This is a genomic window from Actinoplanes sp. NPDC048796, assembly GCF_040650035.1.
Classification (GTDB): domain Bacteria; phylum Actinomycetota; class Actinomycetes; order Mycobacteriales; family Micromonosporaceae; genus Actinoplanes.
On sequence record NZ_JBEZGO010000021.1, the window covers coordinates 83354 to 107009 of the forward strand.

20 protein-coding genes and 1 pseudogene are annotated in these 23656 nt (G+C 72.1%); 13 read left to right on the forward strand and 8 right to left on the reverse strand.

Annotated elements, in window-relative coordinates:
- Positions 1–49: 49 nt before the first annotated feature.
- Together AB0C26_RS42720 and AB0C26_RS42725 are read right to left on the reverse strand one after the other, a co-directional pair.
- The gene (locus AB0C26_RS42720) at positions 50–1567 is read right to left on the reverse strand and encodes a HAMP domain-containing sensor histidine kinase (protein WP_360259971.1); all 1518 of its coding nucleotides are present in this window, start codon (positions 1565–1567) and stop codon (positions 50–52) included.
- Positions 1560–2237, reverse strand: a complete 678-nt coding sequence (locus tag AB0C26_RS42725) for a response regulator transcription factor (protein WP_360259973.1) — start codon at positions 2235–2237, stop codon at positions 1560–1562. The genes AB0C26_RS42720 and AB0C26_RS42725 overlap by 8 nt, the downstream gene beginning before the upstream one ends.
- A gap of 91 nt (positions 2238–2328) precedes the next feature.
- Here AB0C26_RS42725 and AB0C26_RS42730 point away from each other — a divergent pair, with 91 nt between their 5' ends.
- Entirely contained in the window at positions 2329–3270 is a 942-nt protein-coding gene (locus AB0C26_RS42730; protein WP_360260069.1) for an endonuclease/exonuclease/phosphatase family protein, read from the forward strand.
- Here AB0C26_RS42730 and AB0C26_RS42735 read toward each other — a convergent pair.
- Positions 3267–6623, reverse strand: a complete 3357-nt coding sequence (locus tag AB0C26_RS42735) for a family 16 glycoside hydrolase (RefSeq protein ID WP_360259975.1) — start codon at positions 6621–6623, stop codon at positions 3267–3269. The genes AB0C26_RS42730 and AB0C26_RS42735 overlap by 4 nt on opposite strands.
- Before the next feature lie 209 nt (positions 6624–6832).
- On the opposite strand from AB0C26_RS42735, the gene AB0C26_RS42740 reads away from it, so the two are divergent.
- Positions 6833–7066 carry a hypothetical protein gene (locus AB0C26_RS42740; RefSeq protein WP_360259977.1) on the forward strand — a complete coding sequence of 78 codons (234 nt, stop codon included), beginning with the start codon at positions 6833–6835 and terminating at the stop codon, positions 7064–7066.
- A 793-nt stretch (positions 7067–7859) separates the two neighbouring features.
- Here the strand turns inward: AB0C26_RS42740 and AB0C26_RS42745 are convergent.
- Both AB0C26_RS42745 and AB0C26_RS42750 read right to left on the reverse strand, forming a co-directional pair.
- Positions 7860–8639 (reverse strand): hypothetical protein, encoded by a 780-nt coding sequence (locus AB0C26_RS42745; RefSeq protein WP_360259979.1) that lies wholly within the window; start codon positions 8637–8639, stop codon positions 7860–7862.
- Entirely contained in the window at positions 8626–9246 is a 621-nt protein-coding gene (locus AB0C26_RS42750) for a TetR/AcrR family transcriptional regulator C-terminal domain-containing protein (protein WP_360259982.1), read from the reverse strand. Before AB0C26_RS42750 ends, AB0C26_RS42745 begins: the two co-directional genes overlap by 14 nt.
- Before the next feature lie 84 nt (positions 9247–9330).
- Here AB0C26_RS42750 and AB0C26_RS42755 point away from each other — a divergent pair, with 84 nt between their 5' ends.
- The 3 genes and pseudogenes from AB0C26_RS42755 to AB0C26_RS42765 form a co-directional block, all read left to right on the forward strand.
- Positions 9331–10242 carry a nitrilase-related carbon-nitrogen hydrolase gene (locus AB0C26_RS42755; protein WP_360259984.1) on the forward strand — a complete coding sequence of 304 codons (912 nt, stop codon included), beginning with the start codon at positions 9331–9333 and terminating at the stop codon, positions 10240–10242.
- 17 nt (positions 10243–10259) lie between these two features.
- Positions 10260–11240, forward strand: coding sequence for an agmatine deiminase family protein (locus tag AB0C26_RS42760; protein ID WP_360260072.1), 981 nt, complete (start codon positions 10260–10262; stop codon positions 11238–11240).
- Positions 11177–12580, forward strand: a pseudogene (locus AB0C26_RS42765) (NAD(P)/FAD-dependent oxidoreductase); the annotation flags it as partial. The gene AB0C26_RS42760 and the pseudogene AB0C26_RS42765, both read left to right, overlap by 64 nt.
- Before the next feature lie 76 nt (positions 12581–12656).
- Here the strand turns inward: AB0C26_RS42765 and AB0C26_RS42770 are convergent.
- On the reverse strand, positions 12657–13739 hold the full coding sequence (locus tag AB0C26_RS42770) for an ROK family transcriptional regulator (RefSeq protein ID WP_360259986.1): 1083 nt from the start codon (positions 13737–13739) through the stop codon (positions 12657–12659).
- A gap of 87 nt (positions 13740–13826) precedes the next feature.
- Here AB0C26_RS42770 and AB0C26_RS42775 point away from each other — a divergent pair, with 87 nt between their 5' ends.
- Positions 13827–15095: a YbiU family protein gene (locus AB0C26_RS42775; RefSeq protein WP_360259989.1), complete on the forward strand. Its 1269-nt coding sequence runs from the start codon at positions 13827–13829 to the stop codon at positions 15093–15095.
- Positions 15096–15099: 4 nt separating this feature from the next.
- Here AB0C26_RS42775 and AB0C26_RS42780 read toward each other — a convergent pair whose 3' ends face one another.
- Positions 15100–16389 carry a hypothetical protein gene (locus AB0C26_RS42780; protein WP_360260074.1) on the reverse strand — a complete coding sequence of 430 codons (1290 nt, stop codon included), beginning with the start codon at positions 16387–16389 and terminating at the stop codon, positions 15100–15102.
- Positions 16390–16658: 269 nt separating this feature from the next.
- Entirely contained in the window at positions 16659–17825 is a 1167-nt protein-coding gene (locus AB0C26_RS42785; protein ID WP_360259992.1) for an NAD-dependent epimerase/dehydratase family protein, read from the reverse strand.
- A gap of 133 nt (positions 17826–17958) precedes the next feature.
- Here AB0C26_RS42785 and AB0C26_RS42790 point away from each other — a divergent pair, with 133 nt between their 5' ends.
- The 7 genes from AB0C26_RS42790 to AB0C26_RS42820 are packed head-to-tail and all read left to right on the forward strand — an operon-like array spanning position 17959 to position 23655.
- Positions 17959–18618, forward strand: a complete 660-nt coding sequence (locus AB0C26_RS42790) for a glycosyltransferase family 2 protein (RefSeq protein ID WP_360259994.1) — start codon at positions 17959–17961, stop codon at positions 18616–18618.
- Positions 18615–19523 carry a DUF2064 domain-containing protein gene (locus AB0C26_RS42795; protein ID WP_360259996.1) on the forward strand — a complete coding sequence of 303 codons (909 nt, stop codon included), beginning with the start codon at positions 18615–18617 and terminating at the stop codon, positions 19521–19523. The genes AB0C26_RS42790 and AB0C26_RS42795 overlap by 4 nt, the downstream gene beginning before the upstream one ends.
- On the forward strand, positions 19520–20200 hold the full coding sequence (locus AB0C26_RS42800; protein WP_360259998.1) for a methyltransferase domain-containing protein: 681 nt from the start codon (positions 19520–19522) through the stop codon (positions 20198–20200). The genes AB0C26_RS42795 and AB0C26_RS42800 overlap by 4 nt, the downstream gene beginning before the upstream one ends.
- Positions 20173–21573, forward strand: coding sequence for a molybdopterin-dependent oxidoreductase (locus AB0C26_RS42805; RefSeq protein WP_360260001.1), 1401 nt, complete (start codon positions 20173–20175; stop codon positions 21571–21573). Before AB0C26_RS42800 ends, AB0C26_RS42805 begins: the two co-directional genes overlap by 28 nt.
- Entirely contained in the window at positions 21570–21944 is a 375-nt protein-coding gene (locus AB0C26_RS42810; RefSeq protein ID WP_360260003.1) for a hypothetical protein, read from the forward strand. Before AB0C26_RS42805 ends, AB0C26_RS42810 begins: the two co-directional genes overlap by 4 nt.
- A 9-nt stretch (positions 21945–21953) precedes the next feature.
- Positions 21954–22646 carry a response regulator transcription factor gene (locus AB0C26_RS42815; protein ID WP_360260005.1) on the forward strand — a complete coding sequence of 231 codons (693 nt, stop codon included), beginning with the start codon at positions 21954–21956 and terminating at the stop codon, positions 22644–22646.
- Positions 22639–23655: a HAMP domain-containing sensor histidine kinase gene (locus AB0C26_RS42820; protein WP_360260007.1), complete on the forward strand. Its 1017-nt coding sequence runs from the start codon at positions 22639–22641 to the stop codon at positions 23653–23655. Before AB0C26_RS42815 ends, AB0C26_RS42820 begins: the two co-directional genes overlap by 8 nt.
- Position 23656 lies beyond the last annotated feature (1 nt).

The following is a 23656-nucleotide window of genomic DNA, read 5'->3' on the forward strand; positions in this document are numbered from 1 at the left end:
AGACTCCGGCGCCGCGGCTGAACCCCCGCTGAAGCAATCTGAAGAATGTTCAGGTCCGTGGTAGCTCGACGACGAGGCGCGCCCCGGCCGACGAGTCGGCCACGGACAGGCTTCCGCCGTGGCGCACGGCGATGTCACGGGCGATGGCCAGGCCCAGCCCGGCGCCGCCGTGGCGGCGATCGCGGGCTTCGTCGACGCGCGTGAACCGGTCGAAGACCCGTTCCCGTTCCGCCGCCGGGATGCCGGGGCCGTCGTCGAGGACCTCGACGCGCACCAGGCCCGGTTCGGCTTTCGTGACGGTCACGGTGACGCGGTCGCGGGCGTACCGGGCGGCGTTGTCCAGCAGGTTTCCCAGCAGCCTGGTCAGTTCCTGCTCGCGGCCGATCACCAGGGCCGGCTCCGGCGCCACCACGATGAACCTGTCGTCCGGCGGGGTCCGGTGGCCGCGTTCGCCGGCCAGTTCCTCGGCGAGCGCGGCCAGGTCGACCGGTTTCCCGGTGGGCGGGGCCGTCCGTTCCAGGCGGGCGAGCAGGAGCAGGTCGTCGGTGAGGTGCTGCAGCCGCTCGGTGGTGGACCGGACGGTGTTCAGGTCGGCGGCCTCGCCGTGTTCGAGGGCGACCTCGACGGTGTTGCGCAGGCCGGCCAGGGGGCTGCGCAGCTCGTGGGCGGCGTCGGCGACGAACTGCCGCTGCCGCTCGGCCGCGTCGGCGAGCCGGTCCAGGGTGGCGTTCATGGTCACCGCGAGCCGTGCGATCTCGTCGCCGGTGCGCGGCTCGGGCACCCGGCTGGTCCGGTCGGCCGCGGTGATGCGCGCCAGCTCGGCTCGCATCCGCTCCACCGGGCGCAGCGCCCGGCCCGCCACCAGCCAGGCGATCACGGCGACGAACAGGGCCGACGCGGGCACTCCGGGGATCAGCCAGCGGTCGACGCCGGCGACCGCGTTCTGCGCGCGCAGCGGCGAGGCGAGCGCGTAGACGGTGGCCACCACGTACCCCTTGGTGTCCTCGACGTTCATCGCGACGAGCGTGACGGTCTGCCCGTCGAGCTTGTGCCCCCGCTCGCCGTTGCGGGAAGGGCTCAGCAGGACGCTGACCCGGCCGGTCCAGCCGTCCTGCATGTCCGGCGGCCTGATGGGGAAGGTCAGGCCGCTCTCGCGGATGTAGTAGGCCATGCGTTCCTGGGCCAGCAGGACCTTGCCGCCCGTGTCGACGACCGCGTAGGAGTCCGTGAAGAACGGGAACTTGTAGGAGTCGTTCTTCACACCGTCGGGCATGCGGCTGATGAGGGCACTCACCTCCTCCTCGCTCATCCCCGCGGTGGGACTCGGCGTCCGGTCGACGAGGGCTCCCGACTCGGCCTGGGATCGCGCCGCGGCGGTGTCGTAGGTCGCCGCGACGCCGCGGACGGTCTGCCGGGCGGTCTCGACGGACGCCGCCATGGCGTTGGTGTAGATGACGTGGCGCAGCCAGAGCGCCCCGCCCCCGAAGCACAACGCGGCCGCCAGCGCGGCGGCGGCCGCCGCCCGTACCCGTACCGAATTCAATTTCGGCAGTCGGCGCCTACGCATCGGTGTCCACCAGCCGGTAGCCGGCCCCGCGGACCGTTTCGATGCTCTGCCGGCCGAACGGCACGTCGATGCCGCGGCGCAGCGCGCGGATGTAGACCTCGACGATGTTCAGGTCGCCGTCGTAGGCCGCGTCCCACACCTCGTCCAGAATCTCCGCCTTGCTGACCACGGCGTTCGCCCGGCGGGCGAGGCAGGCCAGCACCGCGAACTGCTTGGCGGTCAACGGGATCGGGGTCGGGCCGCGCGAACAGAGGCGTCGCGCCTGGTCCACGACCAGGTCGCCCACGGTCAGCACCACCGGCCGGTGTTCGCCACCGCGGCGCAGCAGGGCTCGCACGCGAGCCAGCAGGACCACGTACGAGAACGGCTTCGTCAGATAGTCGTCGGCCCCGGTGTCCAGGGCCTCGGCCTCGTCGTACTCGCCGTCCTTGGCCGTGAGCACCAGCACCGGCGTGCCGACCCGCGACTCCCGCAGCCGGGCGCACACCTGAAAGCCGTTCAGCCGCGGCAGCATCAGGTCGAGGATCACCGCCTGGTAGCCCTCGGTCAGGGCGTAGTCGAGCCCCGTGCTCCCGTCGTGAACGACATCGACGCTGTAACCCTCGGCAACCAGACCGCGACGCAGAGACTCGGCCAGTTCCCGCTCATCTTCCACCACCAACAGCCGCACCGGGCCATCATCGCAGCTCATGCCCTGGACAACCTGAAGCCCGTTTCAGGTGGGGAGGGTTGTCCGGTCTCTCTACCGTGTGCGCGTGAAGATCTTGGCGTGGGTGCTGGTGGTGCCGGGGCTGGTCTGGGCTCTGCTGCGGATCAGTGGGTGGAGTCCGGGGGCCGTGGTGGTGGTGCTGCCCTTCACCCCGTACGCCGCAATCGCGTCCTTGATTCCGCTCGCCGTGGTTGTCGCGCGCAAGCAGTGGCGCGCCGCTGTGGTGGCGGGGGTGGCGACCGCGCTGCTCGCCGGGTGTGTGGTGGGACGGATCGTGCCGGACCGGGATCGCGGGCCCCGGGACGGGGTGGCGCTGACCGTGCTGAGCGCGAACATGCTGATCGGGCGGGCCGATCCGGAGGCCATCGTGCGGCGGGTCCGGGACGAGGACGTCGGCGTGCTGGCGCTGCAGGAGTTCACCGCGGCCGGGCAGGCGGCGCTGGCCCGGGCGGGACTCGAGCGGCTGCTGCCGTACTCGTCGATCGCGCCGCAACGCGTCCAGGATCCCTACGGGACCACCGGGTCGGCGCTCTACTCGCGGTATCCGCTCACCGGCGTCGGCTCCCGCCTCAACTACGGGGGCTTCCAGCAGGCGTACGGCACGGTGACGGCGCCCGGTGCGAAGCCGGTCGTCGTCGAGTCGGTCCACCCGGCGGCGCCGCACGCGCTGGAAGTGCTCGACGAATGGCGGCGGGACCTGCGGGACCAGCCCGGGCCGGACCGCATCCTGGCCGGTGACTTCAACTCCACCCTCGACCACAAGGAGCTGCGCGACCTGCTCGGCCGCGGCTACCGGGACGCGGCGGCGACCCTGGGCAAGGGCCTGGTGCCGAGCTGGGGCCCGTACGCGGACCGGACGATCCCGCCCATCACCATCGACCATGTGCTGGCCGACCGGACGATCGGGATCGACCGGTACGCGGCGTACGACCTGCCCGGCAGTGACCACCGCATGGTGCTGGCCGCGGTGGTCCTGCCGAGGGCGCGAGCCTAGGCCGGTTCGATCCAGATGTTGCGGTAGCGGACGTTGGCGCCCGGGTCGCCGTGGTCCTGCAGGCGGATCGGCAGGGCGGCCGGGCTCTCGGCGGCGCCGTTGCCGGTGGGGCCGTCGATGGTCACGTTGTTCTGCACGGTGACGCCGTTCCAGACGACGGTGACCCGGGCGTCCTCGGTCTTCGTGGTGCCGTTCCAGCGGGCGGCCCGGAACGTGATGTCGTACGTCTGCCAGGTCTCCGGCGCGGTGCCGGCGTTGGCGGTGGCCGCGCGCTTCAGATAGATCGCGGCGCTGTCGTCGTTGGCCAGGACCGCTTTCCCGTACGTGTCGAGGACCTGCACCTCATAGCGGTCCTGCAGGTAGATGCCGCTGTTGGCGCGCTGCTGACCGGTCACGTCAGCGGGGAGGTTGGGCAGCCAGAACTCGACGTGGAGCTTGAAATCCCCGTACGACTGCTTGGTCCTGAGGTCTCCACCCAGCACCTCGGCCGAACCGCCGGAGACGGGCCAGGCCGGCGCGCTGCCGTCGGCGTTGCGGAAGGCGTTCAGGCTCGCGCCGTCGAAGAGCGTGACCCGGCTCGGGCCGTTGTGGGTCCAGCGCTGCTGGGCGACGTCGGCCCACTCCCACAGCTGCACGGCGGTGCCGTCCGCGCTCGCCCCGCCGGCCGCGTCCAGCACCTTGCCCGACTGCGGGTTCAGCAGCGAGCCGTTGGCCTGGGCCTGCCACACCTGGGCGGCGCTGTTGTTGCACGTCCACAGCCGCACCTTGGTGCCGTTGGCGGTGCCGCCGTTGTCGACGTCCAGGCACTTGCCGAGCGCCCGCAGGGTGTCGCCCTCCCGCGTCCAGCTCTGCGCGGTCGAGCTGTTGCAGGTCCACAGTTGCACCTTGGCCCCGTCGGTGATGGTCGCGTTGTCCACGTCGAGGCACTTGCCGCCGATCCCGGTGATCGTGCCCGTCTTGTTCGTGCCGCCCGGACCGTTCGCGCCGACGGTCAGGCTGTCCAGGTTGACGTGCCCGGAGTCCCCGGTGTCGACCCGGTACGAGACGGTGTTGGCGCCCGCCCGCAGCGTCACCGTGTCGTTGAGAGCGGCCCAGGTGTCCCAGTTGCCGGTGTCGGCCAGGCTGACCTGCTTCACCCGGGTCCCGTTGACGTACAGGCTCATCGTCTTGGTCCCGGCGGCCGGGTTCGGGCCGTTGCTGTAGCGCAGCGAGATCGGGTACGCCCCGGCCGACGGCACGTTCAGCGTGAACGTCGTCGCCGAGCCGGCCGCGCCGTGCCCGGCCGAGAAACCCGAACCGGTGTAGCCGGTGTGGTCCTTGGCCACCGACGTGCTGCCGCTCAGACCCGACCACTCGGCCTCCACCCGGTCCGACTTCAGCGTGGTGCCGTCGGGCAGGCTGTTCAGCGTGTACCAGGCCTCGGTGCTCCACAGGGAGGCGTTGGACGCCGAGGTGAACGGCCGCGGCGAGCGGACGTGCACGACCCGGCCCGGCTTGAGCCCCGACAGTTTCAGCGTCACCTTGAGCCGGTCGGCCGACAGGGTGGCCGAGGTGACCGGCAGCGCCTCCTCGTCGACCTTCGGGCCGCCGTAGTCCGGCGTCGGCACGTACCGCCACTGCTCGGCGCGGTACCGGGCGGCCAGCTGGGCGGCGGTCGCGTCCGAGACCGGCTGCGTGTACTCGAGCTCGAAACCGCCGGCGACCGCCCGCATCGCCTTGATGTCGAAGACGCTCGCGTTGTTCGGCGTGAGCTTCTGCAGCCCGTACGTCAATTTGCCTTCCTGGCCCCAGTTGCCGCCGGCGCCGAGCCCGCCCGCGTAGAGCGCGCCGTCCGGGCCGACGCTCAGCCGCAGCACACCCATCTCCAGGCCCTGGGTGAGCCGGAAGACCGCGCCCTGGTACTGGCCGTTGACCTTCTCCAGGTACGCCCGTTGAAGCCCACCGTAGGTGACGTCGCCGAACAGCATCTGACCCGCGTACGGACCCGAGTTGAGCATGACCGGCGTACTCGGCGAATTGGCGATCTCGTTCTGCGGCAGCCACAGCACCGGCTGGGTGACCGGCTGGAGATCGAACGGCCCGTCCGGGTTGGTGTAGTGGTTGAAGAAGCGGTCCTGCTTGATCTGCACGAGCTTCGAGGCGGGCAGCCACCCGCCCTGGTTGTCCAGAACGAAGATGTCCCCCTCGGGCCCGAAGTTGATGCCGTTCGGCGTGCGCAGCCCACCGGCGACGTACTGCACGGCCCCGGTCGACCGGTTGATCTTCAGCGTGGTCCCGCGGTTGGGCGAGCCCTGCGGATCGGTGGTGGCGCCGCCCAGGTTGATCGACACGGACAGGTTCAGATAGAAGAACCCGTCCTGGTACAGCAGCCCGAACGCGAACTCGTGGAAGTTCCCGTCGAACGGCCAGGTGGCGACCCGCCGGTACTGGTCGATGACGCCGTCGCCGTTGGTGTCGTCGAGCTCGGTCAGCTCGTGCTTCTGCGACACATAGATCTTCCCGTCGACGATCTTCAGCCCCATCGGTTCCCGCAGGCCGGAGGCGATCTTCTTGTACGTCACCTGGCTGGGCGACGTCGTGCCGGTGACCCCGCTGAGCACGTAGACCTCGCCCGCCACGGTGTCACTGCCACCCCAGGTGGCGATGGCGAGGCGGCCGTCGGGGAACCAGTCCATGGCGCTGACCTGCGGCTGGAAGCCGGTGGGCCGCAGGTTGGTCAGCGTGTAGCCCGGGTGCACGCCGGTCAGGGGCAGGCCGTCGCCCGGGCTGTCCCCGGCGCCCTCGCACTCCTTCTTGCCGGGCGCGGTCACCCGCACCACACCGGCGTCGGTGCTGAGGGCGCTGGCGGGTACCAGGGTGTACGCGGTGGCGCCGGGCGGCCGCCACTCGAGGGTCAGTTGCTGGCCGCCGTCGCGCTCGAAGAAGTCGATGTGCAGCCCGTGATACCCGGTGGTGAGGGTGACGGACCCCTCGACGGCGGTGGGCCCGTGCGCGCCGTCGTTGTTGACGACGGTGGTCCCGTCGATGAGCAGCCGGGACCCGTCGTCGCTGGTCAGCCGGAACCCGTACGACCCGGCGGTGGTGATGGTGACGTTCCCGATCACCTCGGACTGGAACCGGTCCTCCAGCCCGAAGTCGGCCGAGGTGGTCCAGTTGATCGCCGGCATCTTCTTGTCGACGTTGGGCGTCTGCCCGGCCTTGAGCGTGCAGATCGAGTCACGCGAGGTCTGCAGGTCGAACGTACGAAGGGTGACACCCGCTTCTTGCGGCGGCACGGCCGCGGCGGCGGGCAGAGCGGGCACCAGTCCCACCAGGGTGACGGCAGCGAGCAGGGCAAACGGCTTCTTCCTCATAGCACCGTCCAGACCTCGACGAGTATCGATGGCCGCCACCGTAGGCCCACTTCTGCACGCGAGTAAACAACTTTGGCACATTCATCGAAAAGTCTTGTTTCCGATTACGGCCGGTCCCGCATCCCGCCGCTGGCCAGGCACTATACGAAGCAAGGAGCGCGATATCTGTTCACCTACTTGCCGATTGCGGCGAGGGCGATAACCTCTCCGTGCTCGCCGCAGGCTTCGGCGTCTCCAGGGTCGCCGCCTACCGCTGCCGCGACGAAGCCGCCCGCGTCCTGGCCGTGACCGCATCGGGCCTGCACGACACCCTGCGTCGCGCTGCCGCCGACGGCTGGTCCCACGTCATCCCCGACGGGAAGGTCTTCACCACTGACCGCTGCGCCGAAAAACACCAGCGTGAAGGGCGAATCGCGCACCGCTACCCATCGATTCCTCGCTGAGATCACCTCAGTGAGTCGTCGTTTCACCCAGCCACCTGTACTTATACGATGAGAACGCTTTGCGGCGTCACGGTGAACGCGATTAGCCCTCCAGACAGGGGGAAGGCCTATCCGGCGGGCGGAGATGCGAAAGCTAGCGGCCGGCCGAAGTGATCAGCTCGGCGGGAAGTTCAATTAGAAGGCGATCTGCCTCTGCTGTGAACCGCTGAGCTGAGTGGAATAGCCGGATCGGAGCGTGGCCACAATGGCTTCGATCCTGTTCGCCGCCTCCAGGGCGGCCCGGAGCGAGTCGAGCGCGACATCTCGTACGTCGCTGCGGTTCGTGCTGCGAAACGAATGAGTCACCTTGAATCCGCTGGGCCTTTCGATCGTGGTCCCGAAAGAAGCCATTGGCCACGAGAAATTGGCACTGGCCCCGAAGTTCGGCGTCCCGAGACGGAAATTAGCGGTTCGGGCATCGCAAGGCTGTGGCGCGGAATTGGGCATTGGAGGCTCCTGTATGGGGAGTGAGGTGAGAAGGAATTCAATTCTGCGTCGACGCTACGCCTGTCGCTTCTATGGTCACAAGGCAGGATTTATCAGGATAAGAAAAGGATCAATCCACCGCGCTCCGCTCAATGATGAATACGAGGGGCGAGCGTCGCTGGTTCGGAATAATCTTCACGCTTTCGAGTGGTTCGAAGCGGTGCTACCCGGGTCCGGAAATGCGCGCCGCACACGGTGATCGGCTTTGTTCGCGGTCTGGACGGCGCGGGATGCGGTGAAAAGTCCTACGCCTGCCGAGGAGGCGAGCTCATCCGCTGATCGCCTGGCGGAGCATGGGGCGGTGGCGGGCGATCCATGAGGCGCTGCGGGCTCGCCAGGTGATGGCCCACAGGGTGGGGTAGCCGTTGGCGGCGATGGCCGCGGTGCTGTCGATCGTCACGCCCTCGGCGAGCGCCTCGTGGCGTGCGCTGTGGATCGCCACGTCGGCCAGGCGGTCGACCAGGTCGTCTCGTGCGGACCGGGGGAGGCCGTAACCGTCGACGATGGCCCGGGCGTGGCGGGCGCGGGTCGCGGCGTCGGGCAGGCCCTGCGTCTCGGCGACGTCGTCGTCGACGAGCTGGGCGTTCAGCCACACGGTCTCGGCTAGCTCCCACAGCCGATCCACCGGGCCGGCGAACTCCCAGTCGATGAACGCGTCGGGCCGCCTGTGCCGGCCGACGATGTTCCACGCCCCCGTGTCGCAATGGCCGATCACGATGTCGTCGCCGCCGAGGTCGCGTAGCCAGTTCGGCTTCCAGACGGCGCCGGCGGGCGGGGTGAACGTTGCCGTCGCGTCGTGCAGGCCGCGCAGCAGAGCTCCCACGCCGCCGACGGCCTCGTCCGGCCACGCGTGCGGATGGGGAGACTCGCCCGGGATGAAGCTGTATCCGTCGCCGACCACCCGCGGTGCTCCGGCGAAGCCGACCCGCTCCAGGTGCTTGAGCAGGGCGAACACCGCGGGCGTCCACGGGCCGGCCGTCTTGTGGACGACGCCGTCGGCCAGAACCGCGTCCGCGAGAGGCTCGCCGAGATGATCAGAGGGCTTCATGACCGCCGCAATCGTCATCTCGGAGGGCGGTGAGCAGCAGGTCGAGGCCCAGTTCGAAGGCGCGGTCGGCTCGGGGGCGGCCCTGGCCGGCGGCCTCGATGGCGGCGAGCAGGACGGGGGTGCGGGCCTTGGACTTGTCCCAGACCTGGTCGGGGGCGGCCACGTCGAGGGCCGAGCCGATGACGAAGCTGTCCAGCACCGTGATGACGTCGAGCAGGCGGTCGGTGGGGATGCCGGCGTCGCTGAGCACGGTGGCGATGTCGTCGTACATGCGCACGACGTCGGGGGAGGAGACCGTGTGCGCGGTGAGCATCGGGATCAGCCGGGGGTGGCGGGCGAAGGCGTCGCGGTAGTGGCGCAGCAGCGCGCGCAGGGCGTCGTCCCAGGCCGCCTCGCGCCGGGTGAAGGGCTCCTCGGCGAAGACGCGGGCCCGCATGGCCTCGACGATCTCGGTCTTGCCGGCCACGTGGTTGTAGAGCGACGACGGGCGTACGGACAGGGCGGCCGCGACCTCGCCCATCGTGAACTCGCCCTGCGCGTCCACCAGCTTCAGCGCCGTCGTGGCGATCTTGCTGACCGACAGTTTCGGCGTGGCCGGTCGCCCCACGGAACTCCCCTCGACAAGCGCTCGAACGACCACCATACTAAAACGAACGACATTCGTTTGTCCCCCGACGGCGAGGAAGAAGACATGCGCCTGATCAGCTCCGGTCCGCGGGACTCGCCCGCCCGGGTGCACGAGCCGGCCCGGCCGCCGCTGCGGATCGGCCTCGTCCAGCACCGGTGGCGCGCGGACGCCGGCGAGCTCAAGGACGCGCTGCTCGGCGGCATCGGGCAGGCGGCGGCCGACGGTGCGCAGATCGTCTTCCTGCCGGAGCTGACGCTGTCGCGCTATCCGGCCTTCGAGGAGCCCACGGGCGTACCGTCGGACGCCGCGGAAGACCTCCTGACCGGGCCGACGGTGTCCTTCGCGGCCGAAGCCGCCCGCAAGTTCGGCATTCCGGTCCACGCCTCGCTGTACGAGAGGAACGGGACCGACGCGCTCGGCTACAACACCGCGGTGCTCGTCGGCCCCGAGGGCCGGCTGCTCGGGCGTACCCGCAAAACCCACATCCCGGTCACCGAGGGGTACGTGGAGGACAAGTACTTCCGTCCCGGGCCGGCCGAGGACGCGTACCCGGTCCATCGCCTCGACGATGTCGGTCTCGGGCTGCCGACCTGCTGGGACGAGTGGTTCCCCGAGGTGGCGCGCCTCTACGCGCTGGGCGGGGCCGACCTGCTCGCGTACCCGACCGCCATCGGCTCCGAACCCGATCACCCGCACTTCGACACGCAGCCGTTGTGGCAGCAGGTGATCGTCGGTCACGCCATCGCCAACGGGCTGTTCATCGCCGTGCCCAACCGCACCGGCGACGAGGGCCGGATCAGCTTCTACGGCTCCTCCTTCATCGCCGACCCGTACGGCCGGATCCTCGCCCAGGCCCCTCGCGACTCCGAAGCCGTGCTCGTCGCCGACCTCGACCTCGATCAGCGCCGCGACTGGCTCACCCTTTTCCCGTTCTTCACGACCAGGCGACCTGAGACGTACGGAGGTCTCGCGTGACGCCGGCGCGGTGGCGGATGCCCGCCGAGACCGAACCGCACGACTGCACCTGGATGGCGTGGCCGTCCAGTGGATACACGCTGGGCGAGGACGCCGACGAGGCCCGGCGCGCCTGGGCGTCCGTGGCTCTCGCGGTGGCCGAGTTCGAGCCGGTACGCATGGTGGTCGACCCCGGCGCGGTGGCACACGCCCGCCAGTGGCTCGGCTCGGACGTGGAACTGCTCGAGGCGCCGCTCGACGACGCGTGGATGCGCGACATCGGGCCGACCTTCGTCGTGGGCCCGCAAGGGCTGGGCGCTGTCGACTGGGTGTTCAACGGCTGGGGTCAGCAGAGCTGGGCCCGCTGGGCGAAGGACGCGCGGATCGCCCGCCGGGTCGCCGAATGGGCCGGCGCCACGGTGATCGACTCGGCGATGGTCAACGAGGGCGGCGGCCTGCACGTCGACGGCGCCGGGACCGTCCTCGTGACGGAGACCGTGCAGCTCGACCCCGGCCGCAATCCCGGCTGGGGCCGGGACGACGTCGAGAGAGAACTTCGGCGTACCTTGGGCGTACGCGATGTGGTGTGGTTGCCTAGGGGCCTGACCAGGGATTACGGGGAGTTCGGCACGCGCGGGCACGTCGACATCGTGGCCACCGTGCCGTCGCCGGGGACCGTGCTGTTGCACGTCCAGCCGTCCCCGGACCACCCCGACCACGCGATCGGCGCGGCGCTCCGCGACGCGCTGCCGGCCCAGTGGCGGGTGGTCGAGCTGCCGGCGCCGGAACGGCTGACGGACGAGGACGGGCCGGTCGACCACAGCTACGTCAACCATCTCGTCTGCAACGGCGGGGTGGTGGCCGGCACGTTCGGCGACCCGCGGGACGCGGCCGCGCTCGAGGTGCTCGCCGCCGCGTACCCGGGACGGAAGGTCGTCGGGGTCGACGCGCGTGTGATCTTCGCGCGCGGCGGGGGTATTCACTGCATCACACAGCAGCAACCGAGGGTGGAACCGTGAACGACGTGGATGTGGTGGTGGTCGGCGCCGGAGTGACCGGCCTGACCGCGGCCGTGCGCCTGCGGGAGGCCGGCCTCGACGTGGTCGTCCTCGAGGCGCGCGACCGGGTCGGTGGGCGCCTGCTGACGGAGACCGTCGACGGCGTACGGCTGGAAATCGGGGGTCAATGGGTCTCGCCCGACCAGACGGCGCTGCTCGCGATGATCGACGAGCTGGGACTGACGACGTATCCGCGGTACCGCTCGGGCGAGTCGGTCTACATCGGCCGTGACGGCGTCCGCACGACGTTCCACGGTGACGCGTTCCCGGTGCCGGCGGAAACGGCGGTGGAGATCAAACGGGTGGCCGCCGAACTCGACCGGCTGGCCGCGCAGATGGATCCGCTCGTGCCGTGGGACCACCCGCTGGCCGTGGAACTCGACCAGATGTCGTTCGCCCACTGGCTCTCGTCGCAGACCAGCGATCAGGAGGCGCGCGACAACATCGGCCTCTACATCGGCCCGGCGATGCTGACCAAGCCGGCGCACGCGTTCTCGGCGCTGTCGGCGGTGCTGATGGCGGCCAGCGCGGGAGGTTTCGCCCACCTGCTCGACGCCGACTTCATCCTCGACCGCCGCGTCGACGGCGGGCTGCAGGAGGTGCCGCTGCGGCTGGCCGCGCGTCTTCCGGGTCTGGTGCGGCTCTCCACACCGGTCGACCAGATCTCGTGGGACGGCACGTCGGCCGTGGTCGGCGGCTACCGGGCGCGCCACGTCGTGCTGGCGGTGCCGCCGACGCTGGTCAACCGGATCCGGTTCGCGCCGGCGCTGCCGCCGGTCCAGGCGCAGATGCGCCAGCATCAGTCCTTCGGGCTGGTCGTCAAGCTGCACATCACGTACGAGACCCCGTTCTGGCGCGAGGAGGGACTGTCGGGAACGGCGTTCAGCCCGTACGCGCTGGTGCACGAGGCGTACGACAACAGCAACGAGGACGTGGCCGGCGACGACCGGGGCATCCTGGTCGGCTTCGTCTCCGACGTGCGCGCCGACGCCCTGCTCGCCCTGGACGCCGGCACCCGCCGGGAGAAGGTGCTGACGTCGCTGGCCGCGTACTACGGCCCCGAGGCCTTGTCGCCGGTGGCGTACTACGAGAGCCCGTGGCAGTCCGACGAGTGGACGGCCGGCGCCTTCGGAACGAGCTTCGACATCGGTTCCCTGACCCGCTACGGCCGTCACCTGCGCACCCCGGTCGGCCCGCTGTCCTTCGTGAGCAGCGACGTGGCCGGCCTGGGCTTCCAGCACGTCGACGGCGCGATCCGCATGGGCGAGGCGGCCGCGGCCGCCATCCTCGAGCAGCGGTAGGCGGGCAGCGTCAGGCGGTCGCCCTGACGCCGCTCCTCGCGTGGAGCGCACCGGGGACGGCGCTCGCTGATCACACTCACTGGCCGGCGGCCACCAGGGCGCGTAAGCGGGCGACGGCCTCGGCGCGCACACCGGCCAGCACCGGCTCGTCGTCCAGGGCCGCGGCGCGGACCGGTACGTGCCGGGGCATCCGCTCGGTGGCGGCTCGGATCTCGCCCACCAGCGCCGGCCCCCACGGGCCGCCGATCACCACCTCGCGCGGATCGGCCAGGGCGATCACGGCGGCGACGACACCGCCGACCGCGGAGCCGAGGGCTGCCCGCGTGGCGGCGTCGCTCGTCAGCAGCCGGCCTACGTCGATCGCCGTCTCGTCGCCGCGTGCTCCCGTGCCGTCGGAGCGTTCGCGGCGCAGATCCAGCTCGCCGAAGAGCTCGATGAAACGGATCGCGCGGCCGTCCGGGCCGACGGTGAGCATGTGGGCGATCTCGCCGGCCAGGCCGGTGTGGCCGCGGCGCACCTCGCCGTCGCTGACGATGGCGCAGCCCAGACCCTCACCCAGATAGAGGTACGCGAAGTCGCCGGCCCCGTGGCGATCGCGTTCGGCCAGGGCCGCCCAGTTCACGTCGTTGTCGACGACGATCGGGCCGTCCACGAAGCGGCCGAGGATCGCGACCGGGTCCAGCTCGCCGACCAGGAAAGGCGCGTCGGGCAGGTGAACCAGCCGGCCGGTGGCCCGGTCGACCGGATCGGCGGCACCGACGACGGCCAGGCGAATCGGTGGGCCGTCCTCGCCGCGCGCCTGCCGAGCGGCCGCGGAGATCGCGGTGGCGACTTTCGAGGGGTCGGCCGGGCGCACGGCGCGGCCGACGACGTCGCCGTAGACGTCGACGCACTCGGCGACGACGCCCTGCGGGGCGATGGTGACCGCCAGGGCGACGCCGATCGTGGGGGAGAGCGCGTAGTACGACCCGACCCGGCCTCGCCCCCGGCCGCCGGGGGTGCGTTCGCCGGTGTCGGCCACCAGGCCCCGCTCGGTCAGGCGGCGCACGCTCTCGCCGGCGGTCGGCTTCGAGATGCCGATCTCGGTGGCCAGCTCGGCGCGGGTCAGGCGGCGGTGGCGCATGAGCGTACGCAATACGTGCTCGTCGCTGGTCTCCACGTGCCGATTCTAGTAAGGGGGCTTGCCCAGAACGGGAGCGACACGTACCGTCGTTCAAGTAAGGGGACCTGACTAGAAGGAGGCGCCGTGCCGGCCACCACCGCTCTGCCGCATTGGGAGCAGACTCCCGCCGACCTGGCCGCGGCCACCCGTGAGATCAAGGCCGCGCTGCGCGCTCGCATCGAGGCGTCCGGCCGTACGGTCGACGAGGTCTTCGCCGTTGTCGAACAGCGCGTGCAGGCCGCCATCGACGACATCGTCGCGACCCGCCGCCGCGGCGAGGAGATCTGGCCGGTCGTCGACTACGCCGACATCGAGGCCGGCACCGCCCCCACGGAACTGCTCAAGAAGCGCGGTTGTCTCGTCGTGCGCGGGCACTTCGAGCGAGAGCAGGCGCTGCGCTGGGACCAGGACATCGTCGACTACGTCGAAGGCAACCGCTTCTTCGAGAACTACCGCGGTCCCGGCGACGACTTCTTCGGCAGCGTCGGCTCCAAGCCCGAGATCTACCCGATCTACTGGTCGCACGCGCAGATGCAGGCCCGGCAGAGCGAGCGCATGGCCACGGTGCAGGCCTTCCTCAACAGCCAGTGGAAGCACACGGCGCCCGACGGCACGCAGTGGTTCGACCCGAACCGGGACTCGCTCTACCCCGACCGGATCCGCCGCCGCCCGGAGGGCGCCGAATCGGCCGGCCTCGGCACACACCTCGACCCGGGCACCCTCGACCTGTGGATGACCCAGGCCTACCAGCAGGCCTTCCGGCACCTGTTCGACGGCAGCGTCGAGCAGTACGACCCGTGGGACGCCGCCCATCGCACCGACGGACCGCAGTACCCCGGCTCCACGATGTGCTCGGCCTTCCGCACGTTCCAGGGCTGGACCGCCCTGTCCGACATGGACCACGACCAGGGCGTACTGCACACCGTCCCGATCCCCGAGGCGATGGCGTACCTGATGCTGCGCCCGCTGCTGTCCGACGTGCCCGACGACGACATGTGCGGCGTCACCGTCAACCAGGTCTTCCCGGCCGGCCACAAATGGCACGCCCCGCTCATGGAGGCCCTGTCCGGCATCCCCGACGTCCGCGCCGGCGACTCCGTCTGGTGGCACTGCGACATGATCCACAGCGTCGCCCCGGTCGAGGCGCAGAAGGGCTGGGGCAACGTCATGTACATCCCGGCCGCGCCGTGGTGCCCGCGCAACGAGAAGTACGCCGCCGACGTCCGCGACGCCTTCGCCAAGGGCGAAAGCCCCTCGGACTTCCCGGCCGAGCACTACGAGCGCGAATGGCCCGACCGCTTCCAGCCCAGCGACCTCAACGACATCGGCCGCCGCGGCCTCGGCCTGGCCTGAGATCTCACCAGGCGGTCAGCACCAGGTGGTTGACCAGCAGGGCGGTGACGGCCTGCGCGGCCAGCCACCACCGTCGATCGTGCCGCGGCAGCAGCGCTGCCGCGGCCGGAAGCCAGACCGCGAACGGCAGCCAGATCCGCTCGACCTCGGCCTTGCTCATCCCGGACAGGTCCGCCAACAGAGCGGCCGCCGCCCACGCCGCGACAAGTGGTGCGCGGGCGGCACGGCGCAGGATCGGGGCCGCGGCCGGGCCGGCGCAGAGGGCGAACGCCGCCAGATTCGCCCACACCCAGTACGCGTACGGGCGGTCGGAAGCCAGACCCTGGTAGTAACGCAGGCGTACCAGCGAATAGCCGTGCCACCACGCGAAACCCAGCAGCGTCATCGCCGCCACGACCGCGGCCGCCCCCAGAACGGCCCAGATCAGCAGCCGCCACCGGGTGCGGCGAACCGCGACCACCGCGAGGGCGGGCAGCGCCAGCAGAACCAGGCCGTAGGAGAGGTACGCGCAGGCGGCCAGCCCCACCCCGCCGGCGGCGACCGCCCACGGCGAAGGACGGGACAAGCCGACGGTCAACAGCGCGATCGCGCCCGCCGCCGCCCCCGCGAAGAGGCCGTCGGCCGAGGCGCCGACCCAGACGGCCCCTGGGAAGAGAACCAAGAAAGGGGCCGCGGTCCGGGCCGCTCGCTCGTCGCCCAAGGCCCGCACGGTAACCAGGATCGCCGCAGTGGCGAAGGCCCCGGCCACTATGCAGAACACCGCCGCCCAGGCGCCGCCGCCCAGCCCGATCCGATCCAGGCCGACGAAGGCGAGGAGCGCTCCCGGGGGATGCCCGGCCACGTGGGTGGTCCACGGGTCGGGACCGCCGTCCAGGATGCGGCCCTCGAAACCCCGCAGCATGGCGGGAACGTCGGTCACGCCGGGCACTTCGGCGAGATATTCGTACGGCGTGGTCAGCCGCCCCGCGACACCGCGCCCCCAGCCGTCCACCAGAGCCAGGGCGAACGTCCAGGCGGTCGCGGCGGCCCAGGTCGCCGCGAGCAGCGTCCGCCACGGCACCCGCTCGGCGAGGCGCGGACCCCACCGGATCACCGCCAGGGCGACAGCGATCGCGGCCGGGGTGCCCGGCCCGGCGTGCGGGAGCACATGGCCGAAGAGAGGAGCGGCCGACGCGTGCACCGGCCGCCCGGCCAGTCCGAGGACCGCGCCGGTCGCCGCCGCCAGCGCGACCAGCCCGGCCACCGCGGCCAGCGCCCACCGGTCGGCCCGGGAAGACGGCCACAACTTGAGCAACCGTGGCGACACGTTGCGCCGGCCGCCGCGGTTCTGATCCGGGTCGCTGTCCGGCAAAGGCTCGCGCCGGCGCGAGGGTGAGAGCTGTGCCGGGTCGCTGTCCGGCAAGGGTTCGCGGCGCCGGCCGCCGTGCGACGGCGACTTCCGGTCGGGGTTGCCGTGCGGTGAATTCCGGTCGGGGTCGCCGTGCGGTGAATTCCGGTCGGGGTCGCCGTGCGACGGCGCATTCTGGTCGGGGCTGCCGTTCGGGACGGGCTTGCGGCGGCGGGTCAGCCGCGCAGGGGCGCGCACGCGAACTCCCGCAGACCGTCGACGGGTGGCACCACGGCGTGAAAGCCGAGCTCGGCCGCCGCGCGGGCGGGGGAGGCCACAACATGGCGTACGTCGCCGAGCCGGAACCGGCCGGTCACGTGCGGGCGAGGGCCGCCGAAGGCGTCCGCGAGCGCCCCGGCCATCTCACCGACGGTGGTCGGCCGCCCCGAGGCGACGTTGAACGCCCGAAATCCACCACCCCACGGAGCCCACCCTCCCAAGGGGGAAGCCCCCGACGCCATTCTCCCGGAATTTTCGATGATCGTGCTGGTGGGCTGTGGACAAGCCGGCACTGTGGAAAACTCGCGTGTGCCCGCCAGCGCGGTCACGGCGTCCAGAGCCGCGACATTGGCCGCCGCCACGTCGTCCACATGCACGAAATCCCGTAACTGGCCGCCATCCTCGTACACCTGCGGCGCCTCGCCCCGCTCCAGCGCCGACCGGAAGATCGCCGCCACCCCGCTGTACGGCGTGTCCCGCGGCATGCCCGGCCCGTACACGTTGTGGTAGCGCAGCGCCGCCACCGTACCGCCACACTCCCGCGCCCACGCCGCGCACAGATGCTCCTGCGCCACCTTCGTCGCCGCGTACACGTTGCGCGGATCCACCGGCGTCTGTTCGTCCACCAGTCCTGGTTTCAGCGGGCACCCGCAGTCCGGGCAGGGCGGTTCGAATCGTCCCGCGAGCAGTTCGGCCGCTTCCCGGGCGGCGGGCCGGACCGCCCCGTGCCGCTCGCAGCGGTAGTTCCCTTCCCCGTACACCACCATCGAGCTGGCGAGCACCAGCCGCCGGATGCCGGCCTCGTTCATCGCGGCCAGCAGCACCGCCGTTCCGAGGTCGTTGCAGCTCACGTATTCGGGGAGGTCGCCGGGCCCGGCGCCGAGCCCGACCAGCGCGGCCTGGTGCACCACCGCGTCGACGCCGCGCAGCGCCTCGCGGACGGCTGCCGGGTCGCGTACGTCGGCCCGGTGCAGTGTGACGCCGTCCGGTACTTCCGGCGGGCTGGTGTGCGCCGCCGGATGAAAGCTGTCGAGTACGGAAACCTGGTGGTTCGCGGTGGTCAGGGCTGAGGTGACCGCCGAGCCGATGAATCCGGCGCCGCCGGTCACGAGGATGTGGGCCATGGCGGTGACCATAGGTTCGCCGGCCGGGTGGTGCGGCGGTGCGAGCCGATCCGTCAGCGCTTCGTAAGGACTGGCGGTGACGTTCGCGTTCCGTAAGATCCGCGGGCGCCGACCGGGCATAGCTTCGGCGTTCATGACCGATGTGGTGTTGCCCTGCCTCAACGAGGCCGCCGCCCTGCCGTGGCTGCTGTCCCGCATGCCGGCCGGGTTCCGGCCGATCCTCGCCGACAACGGCTCGACCGACGGGTCCCGGGAGGTGGCCCGCCGTCTCGGCGCGCGGGTGATCGAGGTCGACCGGCGTGGGTACGGCGCCGCCGTGCACGCCGGGGTTCTGGCTTCGGACCCGGACGACGGCGTCGTCTGTGTGCTCGACGCGGACGGCTCGTTCGATCCGGCCGAGTTGCCCCGGCTCGCCGGCCCGGTGCGGGACGGCGACGCCGATCTCGTCGGTGGCCGCCGTCGTCCGACCGGCGTGCGGGCCTGGCCCGTGCACGCGCGTCTCGGCAACGCGGTCGTCGCCCGTCGGGTGCGCCGCGCCACCGGCCTGCCGGTGCACGACATCGCCCCGATCCGCGCCGCTCGCCGTGACGCGCTGCTCGCGCTGGACGTGCGGGACCGTCGGTGCGGCTACCCGCTGGAGCTGCTGCTGGCCGCGGCCCGGGCGGGTTGGCGGGTACGCGAGCTCGACGTCGCGTATCACCCCCGTGCGGCCGGGACCCGGTCGAAGGTGACCGGGACCGTTCGCGGGACGGTACAGGCGATCAACGACATGCGGGCGGTGCTGAGCCGATGATCCAGATTCTGGTCATGGCCAAGGCTCCCGTCCCCGGCCGGGTGAAGACCCGCCTCTGCCCGCCTTGCACGCCGGCCGAGGCGGCGGTGCTGGCCGGGGCGGCGCTCGCCGACACCTGGAAAACCGTCGATCAAGTTCCGGCCGTACGGCGGACCACCGTCCTCGAAGGCAGCTACCCCGTGCCGTCGGGTTGGTGCCGGGTGGCGCAGCGCGGTGAGGGGCTGGGGCAGAGATTGGCGTACGCGTTCACCGACACCGCCTTGCCCGGCGTGCCGACGCTCCTGATCGGCATGGACACCCCGCAGCTCACCGTGGATCTGCTGTGCGCGGCGGCCGAGGCGCTGGTCCGGACCGGTGCCGTTCTCGGGCCGGCCCACGACGGCGGATGGTGGGCCCTGGGCCTGCGGGACACGGACGCCGCCCGGGTGTTGCCGGCCGTTCCGATGTCCACACCGGACACCGGCGCTTCGACTCTGGCCGCCTTGCGAACCCGCGGCGTCCAGCCGTACCTCCTGCCGCCTTTACGCGACGTCGACACCGCCGCCGACGCCTTGGAGGTGGCCGCCGCCTGCCCCGACACCGCGTGTTTCCCCACCGCGGTCCGCCGCATCCTCGCACCCGTGGCGGCCGGTTCCGAGCGGATGGGCACGGGTTCGCGGGTCGCGGCCGGCCCGGTCGCGTCCGGCCCAGTCCTGGGTGGGCGGGTCTTGGGCGCGCAGGGCGCGGGTGGGTGGGCCGTGGACACGTGGGCCGTGGACGCGCGAGTCGCGGGTGGGCCGGTCGCGGCCGGGCCGGGCGTGGACGCGCGGGTCGCGGGTGGGCCGGGCGTGGACGCGCGGGTCGCGGGTGGGCCGGGCGTGGACGCGCGGGTCGCGGGTGGGCCGGTTGTGGGTGGGGCGGCATGAGCGCGACGGTGGCCGACTGCGCGACGGCGGAGCGGTCGGCCCTCGTGGTCTACGAGCGGGCGCTGGCACGGGCCACGGCCGGGGAGGACGCGACGCTTGCGCTGCGCGACGTTCACGGGCGCGAACACCGGGTCGACGCTGCCGGGTGGTGCGGGTCGGTGCGAGCCGGTGACGGCGGGCTGCTCGATCGGTGCGGCGGGGCCACCCTCGATGTGGGATGCGGGCCGGGCCGGCTCACCCGGGCTCTGCTGGCCGGGGGACGGCCGGCGCTGGGCATCGATGTGAGTGCGGCCGCCGTACGGCTGGCCCTGGCCCGGGGTGCGCTGGCCCTGCGCCGGGACGTCTTCGCGGCGGTGCCCGGCCAGGGGCGGTGGGAGCATCTGCTGCTCGCCGACGGCAACGTGGGCATCGGCGGCGATCCGGCCGCGCTGCTGCGGCGCTGCCGTGACCTGCTCGCGCCGCACGGGCTGCTGCACGCCGAACTGGAGGCGCCGGGCGCCGGCAGTTGGGCGGGAACGGCCACCCTGCGGGACGAGGGCGGCGGGCCGGCGGCGCCGCTGCGCTGGGCGCAAGTGGCCGCCGACGACCTCGCGCCCCTGGCCCGGGCGGCGGCACTGGTCATCCGGACGACGTGGACGGAGGCGGGCCGATGGTTCGCGACGATGACTCCCGCCTGACGCGGATTCTGACCTGGCCCACCTCGCCGGGACCGTCGAGGTCGGCCCGCCTGACGAGCTTGCTGGGGGTGGCGCTCGGCGCCGCGTTCGGCGTCTGTTTCGTCACCGGCGTCCTGAGCCACCTCATCCAGCACCCGCCCGGCTGGTTCTGGTGGCCGTCGCGGCCGGCCGGGCTCTACCGGTTCACCCAGGGCCTGCACGTGGCGACCGGCCTGGCCACGGTTCCGCTGCTCGGCGCGAAACTCTGGTCGGTCTACCCACGGTTGTTCATCTGGCCGCCGGTGCGCGGTGTCGCTCACGCGGCCGAGCGCGCGAGCGTGGCCGCGCTGGTCGCCGCCGCGCTGTTCCAGGTGGTGAGCGGCGTGCTCAACACAGCTCACCTGTACGCGCCGATGCCGTTCTTCTTCACCACCGCCCACTACTGGATCGCCTGGCTGGCGGTCGGCGCCCTTCTGACACACATCGGCGTCCAGCTGCCCGCGGCCCGCACCGCGCTGCGCCGCCGGCACATCTCCGCGCCCCAGCAAGAGAGGGCGGGCGAGGAAGCGCGGGATAAGGGAACCGGCGGTGAGAGGGCGGGCGAGGAAGCCCGGGATGAGGGAACCGGCGATGAGAGGACGGCCGAGGAAGCGCGCGATGAGGGAACCGGCGGTCAGAGGACGGCCGAGGAAGCGCGGGAGAAGGGGAGGGCCGGCGAAGGCGGCAAAGACGAAGAAAGTGAAGAAAGTAAAGAAGGGAGCGAGGGGGAAGCCGCCGGCGGAAAGGGCGCTGTAGCGCGGCGGCAGGTGCTGGTGGCGGTCGGGGTGGCCGCCGGTGTCGTCACGGTGGCCACAGTGGGGCAGACCGTCGCTCCGCTGGTTGCGGTCAGTGTGCTGGCGCCGCGGCGGCCCGGTGACGGGCCGCAGGGGCTGGCGGTCAACCGGACCGCGGCGGCGGCCGGGGTTCGCGAGGCCGCGCTCGATCCGGCCTATCGCCTCGTGGTGGCCGGTTTCGGTCGCGAGGTCGCGCTGAGCCTGGCCGATCTGGCGGCGATGCCGCAGCACAGCGCCGTGCTGCCGATCGCCTGTGTGGAGGGCTGGAGCGCGACCGCGACCTGGTCGGGTGTGCGGCTGCGCGACCTGGCCGGTCTGCTGGGCCGGGACGTGGCCGGCGTGGAGGCCGAGGTCGTGTCGTTGCAGGCGTCCGGGCGCTATCGCAGTTCGGTCGTGGCGGGGCCGCACCTCGGCGACGATCGGACGCTGATCGCTCTGCGGCTCGGGCGGGAGGCCCTCGACGCCGACCACGGCTTTCCGGCCCGGCTGATCGCGCCGAACCGGCCCGGTGTGCTGCAGACCAAGTGGGTGGCCCGGATCTCGGTGCGGAGAGCCCGATGAGGCGCCTTCTGGTGGTGGCCGGGACGCTGGTCATGGCGTACGCGGTGATCGGGGCCGCCCGGGACCCGCACCGGCTCGGGATTCTGGTGTTCCTGGCCGCCGTGCTGGTCCTGCACGACGCCCTGTTCCTGCCGCTCGTGCTGGCCGGCGGCGCGCTGATCGACCGGTTCGTGCCACCCGCCGGGCGGCCCGGCGCGCGCCTGACCGGCGTGGTGGGTCTCGCCGTCGCCGTGGTCGCCGTTCCGCTGGCGATCGGGCCGCTCCCCGGCCCGTACCTCTGGGGAACGCTCCTGATACTGGTGGTGACCGTCGCCGGTCGTAAGGGAATCGAAAGGTGGCGGGCCGGGCGTCGCGGGCGTGCGCATGGGTAGCCTCCCAACGTGACCCATCAGGTACTCGTCGTCGATGACGACCCGACCGTCAGCGATGTGGTGCGCCGCTACCTCGAGCAGGACGGCTGCCGGGTGCGGCTCGTCGCCGACGGGCTGGCCGCGCTGGCCGCCGTCGACGCCGAGTGTCCCGATCTGGTGGTGCTCGATCTCATGCTCGGTGGCGTCGACGGGCTCGACGTGTGCCGCCGGCTCCGCCGCGAGCAGCCGGGGCTGCCGGTGGTCATGCTGACCGCGCTGGGCGAGGAGAGCGATCGGGTGCTCGGTCTGGAGGTCGGCGCCGACGACTACGTGACCAAGCCTTTCAGCCCGCGGGAGCTGGTGTTGCGGGTGCGTTCGGTGCTGCGCCGCACCGCGCCGCAGGCCCCGCCGCGCCCGGCGCTGCTGCGCGACGGCGACCTGGTGGCCGACACCGGCCGGCGCACGGCGGAACTGGCCGGGCGCCCGCTCACGTTGACCGTGCGCGAGTTCGACCTGCTGGAGTTCCTGCTGCGGCATCCGGCGCGCGCCTTCTCCCGGGCCGAGCTCCTCGACCGGGTGTGGGGGTGGCAGTTCGGCGACCAGTCGACGGTGACCGTGCACGTGCGGAGGCTGCGCGAGAAGATCGAGGCGGATCCGGCGGCGCCGAAGCGGCTGCTGACCGTCTGGGGTGTGGGCTACCGGTACGAGCCGGGCCATGCGTGACATCGCGCTGATCGGCCTCTACTCGCTGGCCGCGGGCGCGGTCGTCGGCCTGCTCGGCGCCGCCGCGCTGCGGGCGCTGCGCGGCCGGTCGATCGCCGTGCACGTGTGTGTGCTGCTCGCCGTCACCGTGGCCGCGGTGGCCGCCGGGGTCGTCACCGTCGCCCGGGCCATGTTCCTCTCCGCCCACGACATGCGGGTCGTCCTGGTCACCGTGGCCGCGTCGGCCGTGGTGAGTCTGGTCCTGGGCGCCGTGTTCGGGCGCCGGCTGGCCGCCGCCGCGGTGTGGGCGGCCCAGGCCCGCGAGCGGGAACGGCGGATGGAGGCCGGCCGCCGCGACCTGGTGGCCTGGGTGTCGCACGATCTGCGCACCCCACTGGCCGGGCTGCGCGCGATGACCGAGGCGCTGCAGGACGGGGTGGTGGCCGACCCGGCGACCGTGGCCGAGTACCACCGCCGCATCGGCGCCGAGACCGACCGGATGAGCGGCCTGGTGGACGATCTGTTCGAGCTGTCCCGTATCCACGCCGGCGCGCTGCGGCTCACCCCGGCCGACCTGCCGCTGGCCGACGTGGTCTCGGACGCGGTGGCCGCGGTCGCCCCGCTGGCCGGCAGCCGCGGGATCCGGGTGGTCGCGGCCGGGCACGAGTGGCCGGTGGTCACCGCCGGCGCGGCCGAGCTCAACCGGATCCTCGACAACCTGCTCACCAACTCGGTGCGCTACACCCCGGCCCACGGTGTCATCCACGTCGACGCCGGCCGGGACGGCGGCGTGGTCTGGTTCGCGGTGTCGGACAGCTGCGGCGGCATCCCGGAGGACGATCTGCCACGGGTCTTCGACGTCGCTTTCCGCGGCACCCGGGCCCGCACTCCGGAGGCCGCCGGGGGCGGCGGGCTCGGGCTGGCCATCGTGCGCGGTCTGGTCGAGGCGCACGGCGGCCAGGTGCGTGCCCAGAACGTCACGGGCGGCTGCCGCTTCGAGGTGCGCCTGCCCGGCGCGGCGGCGCGCTGAG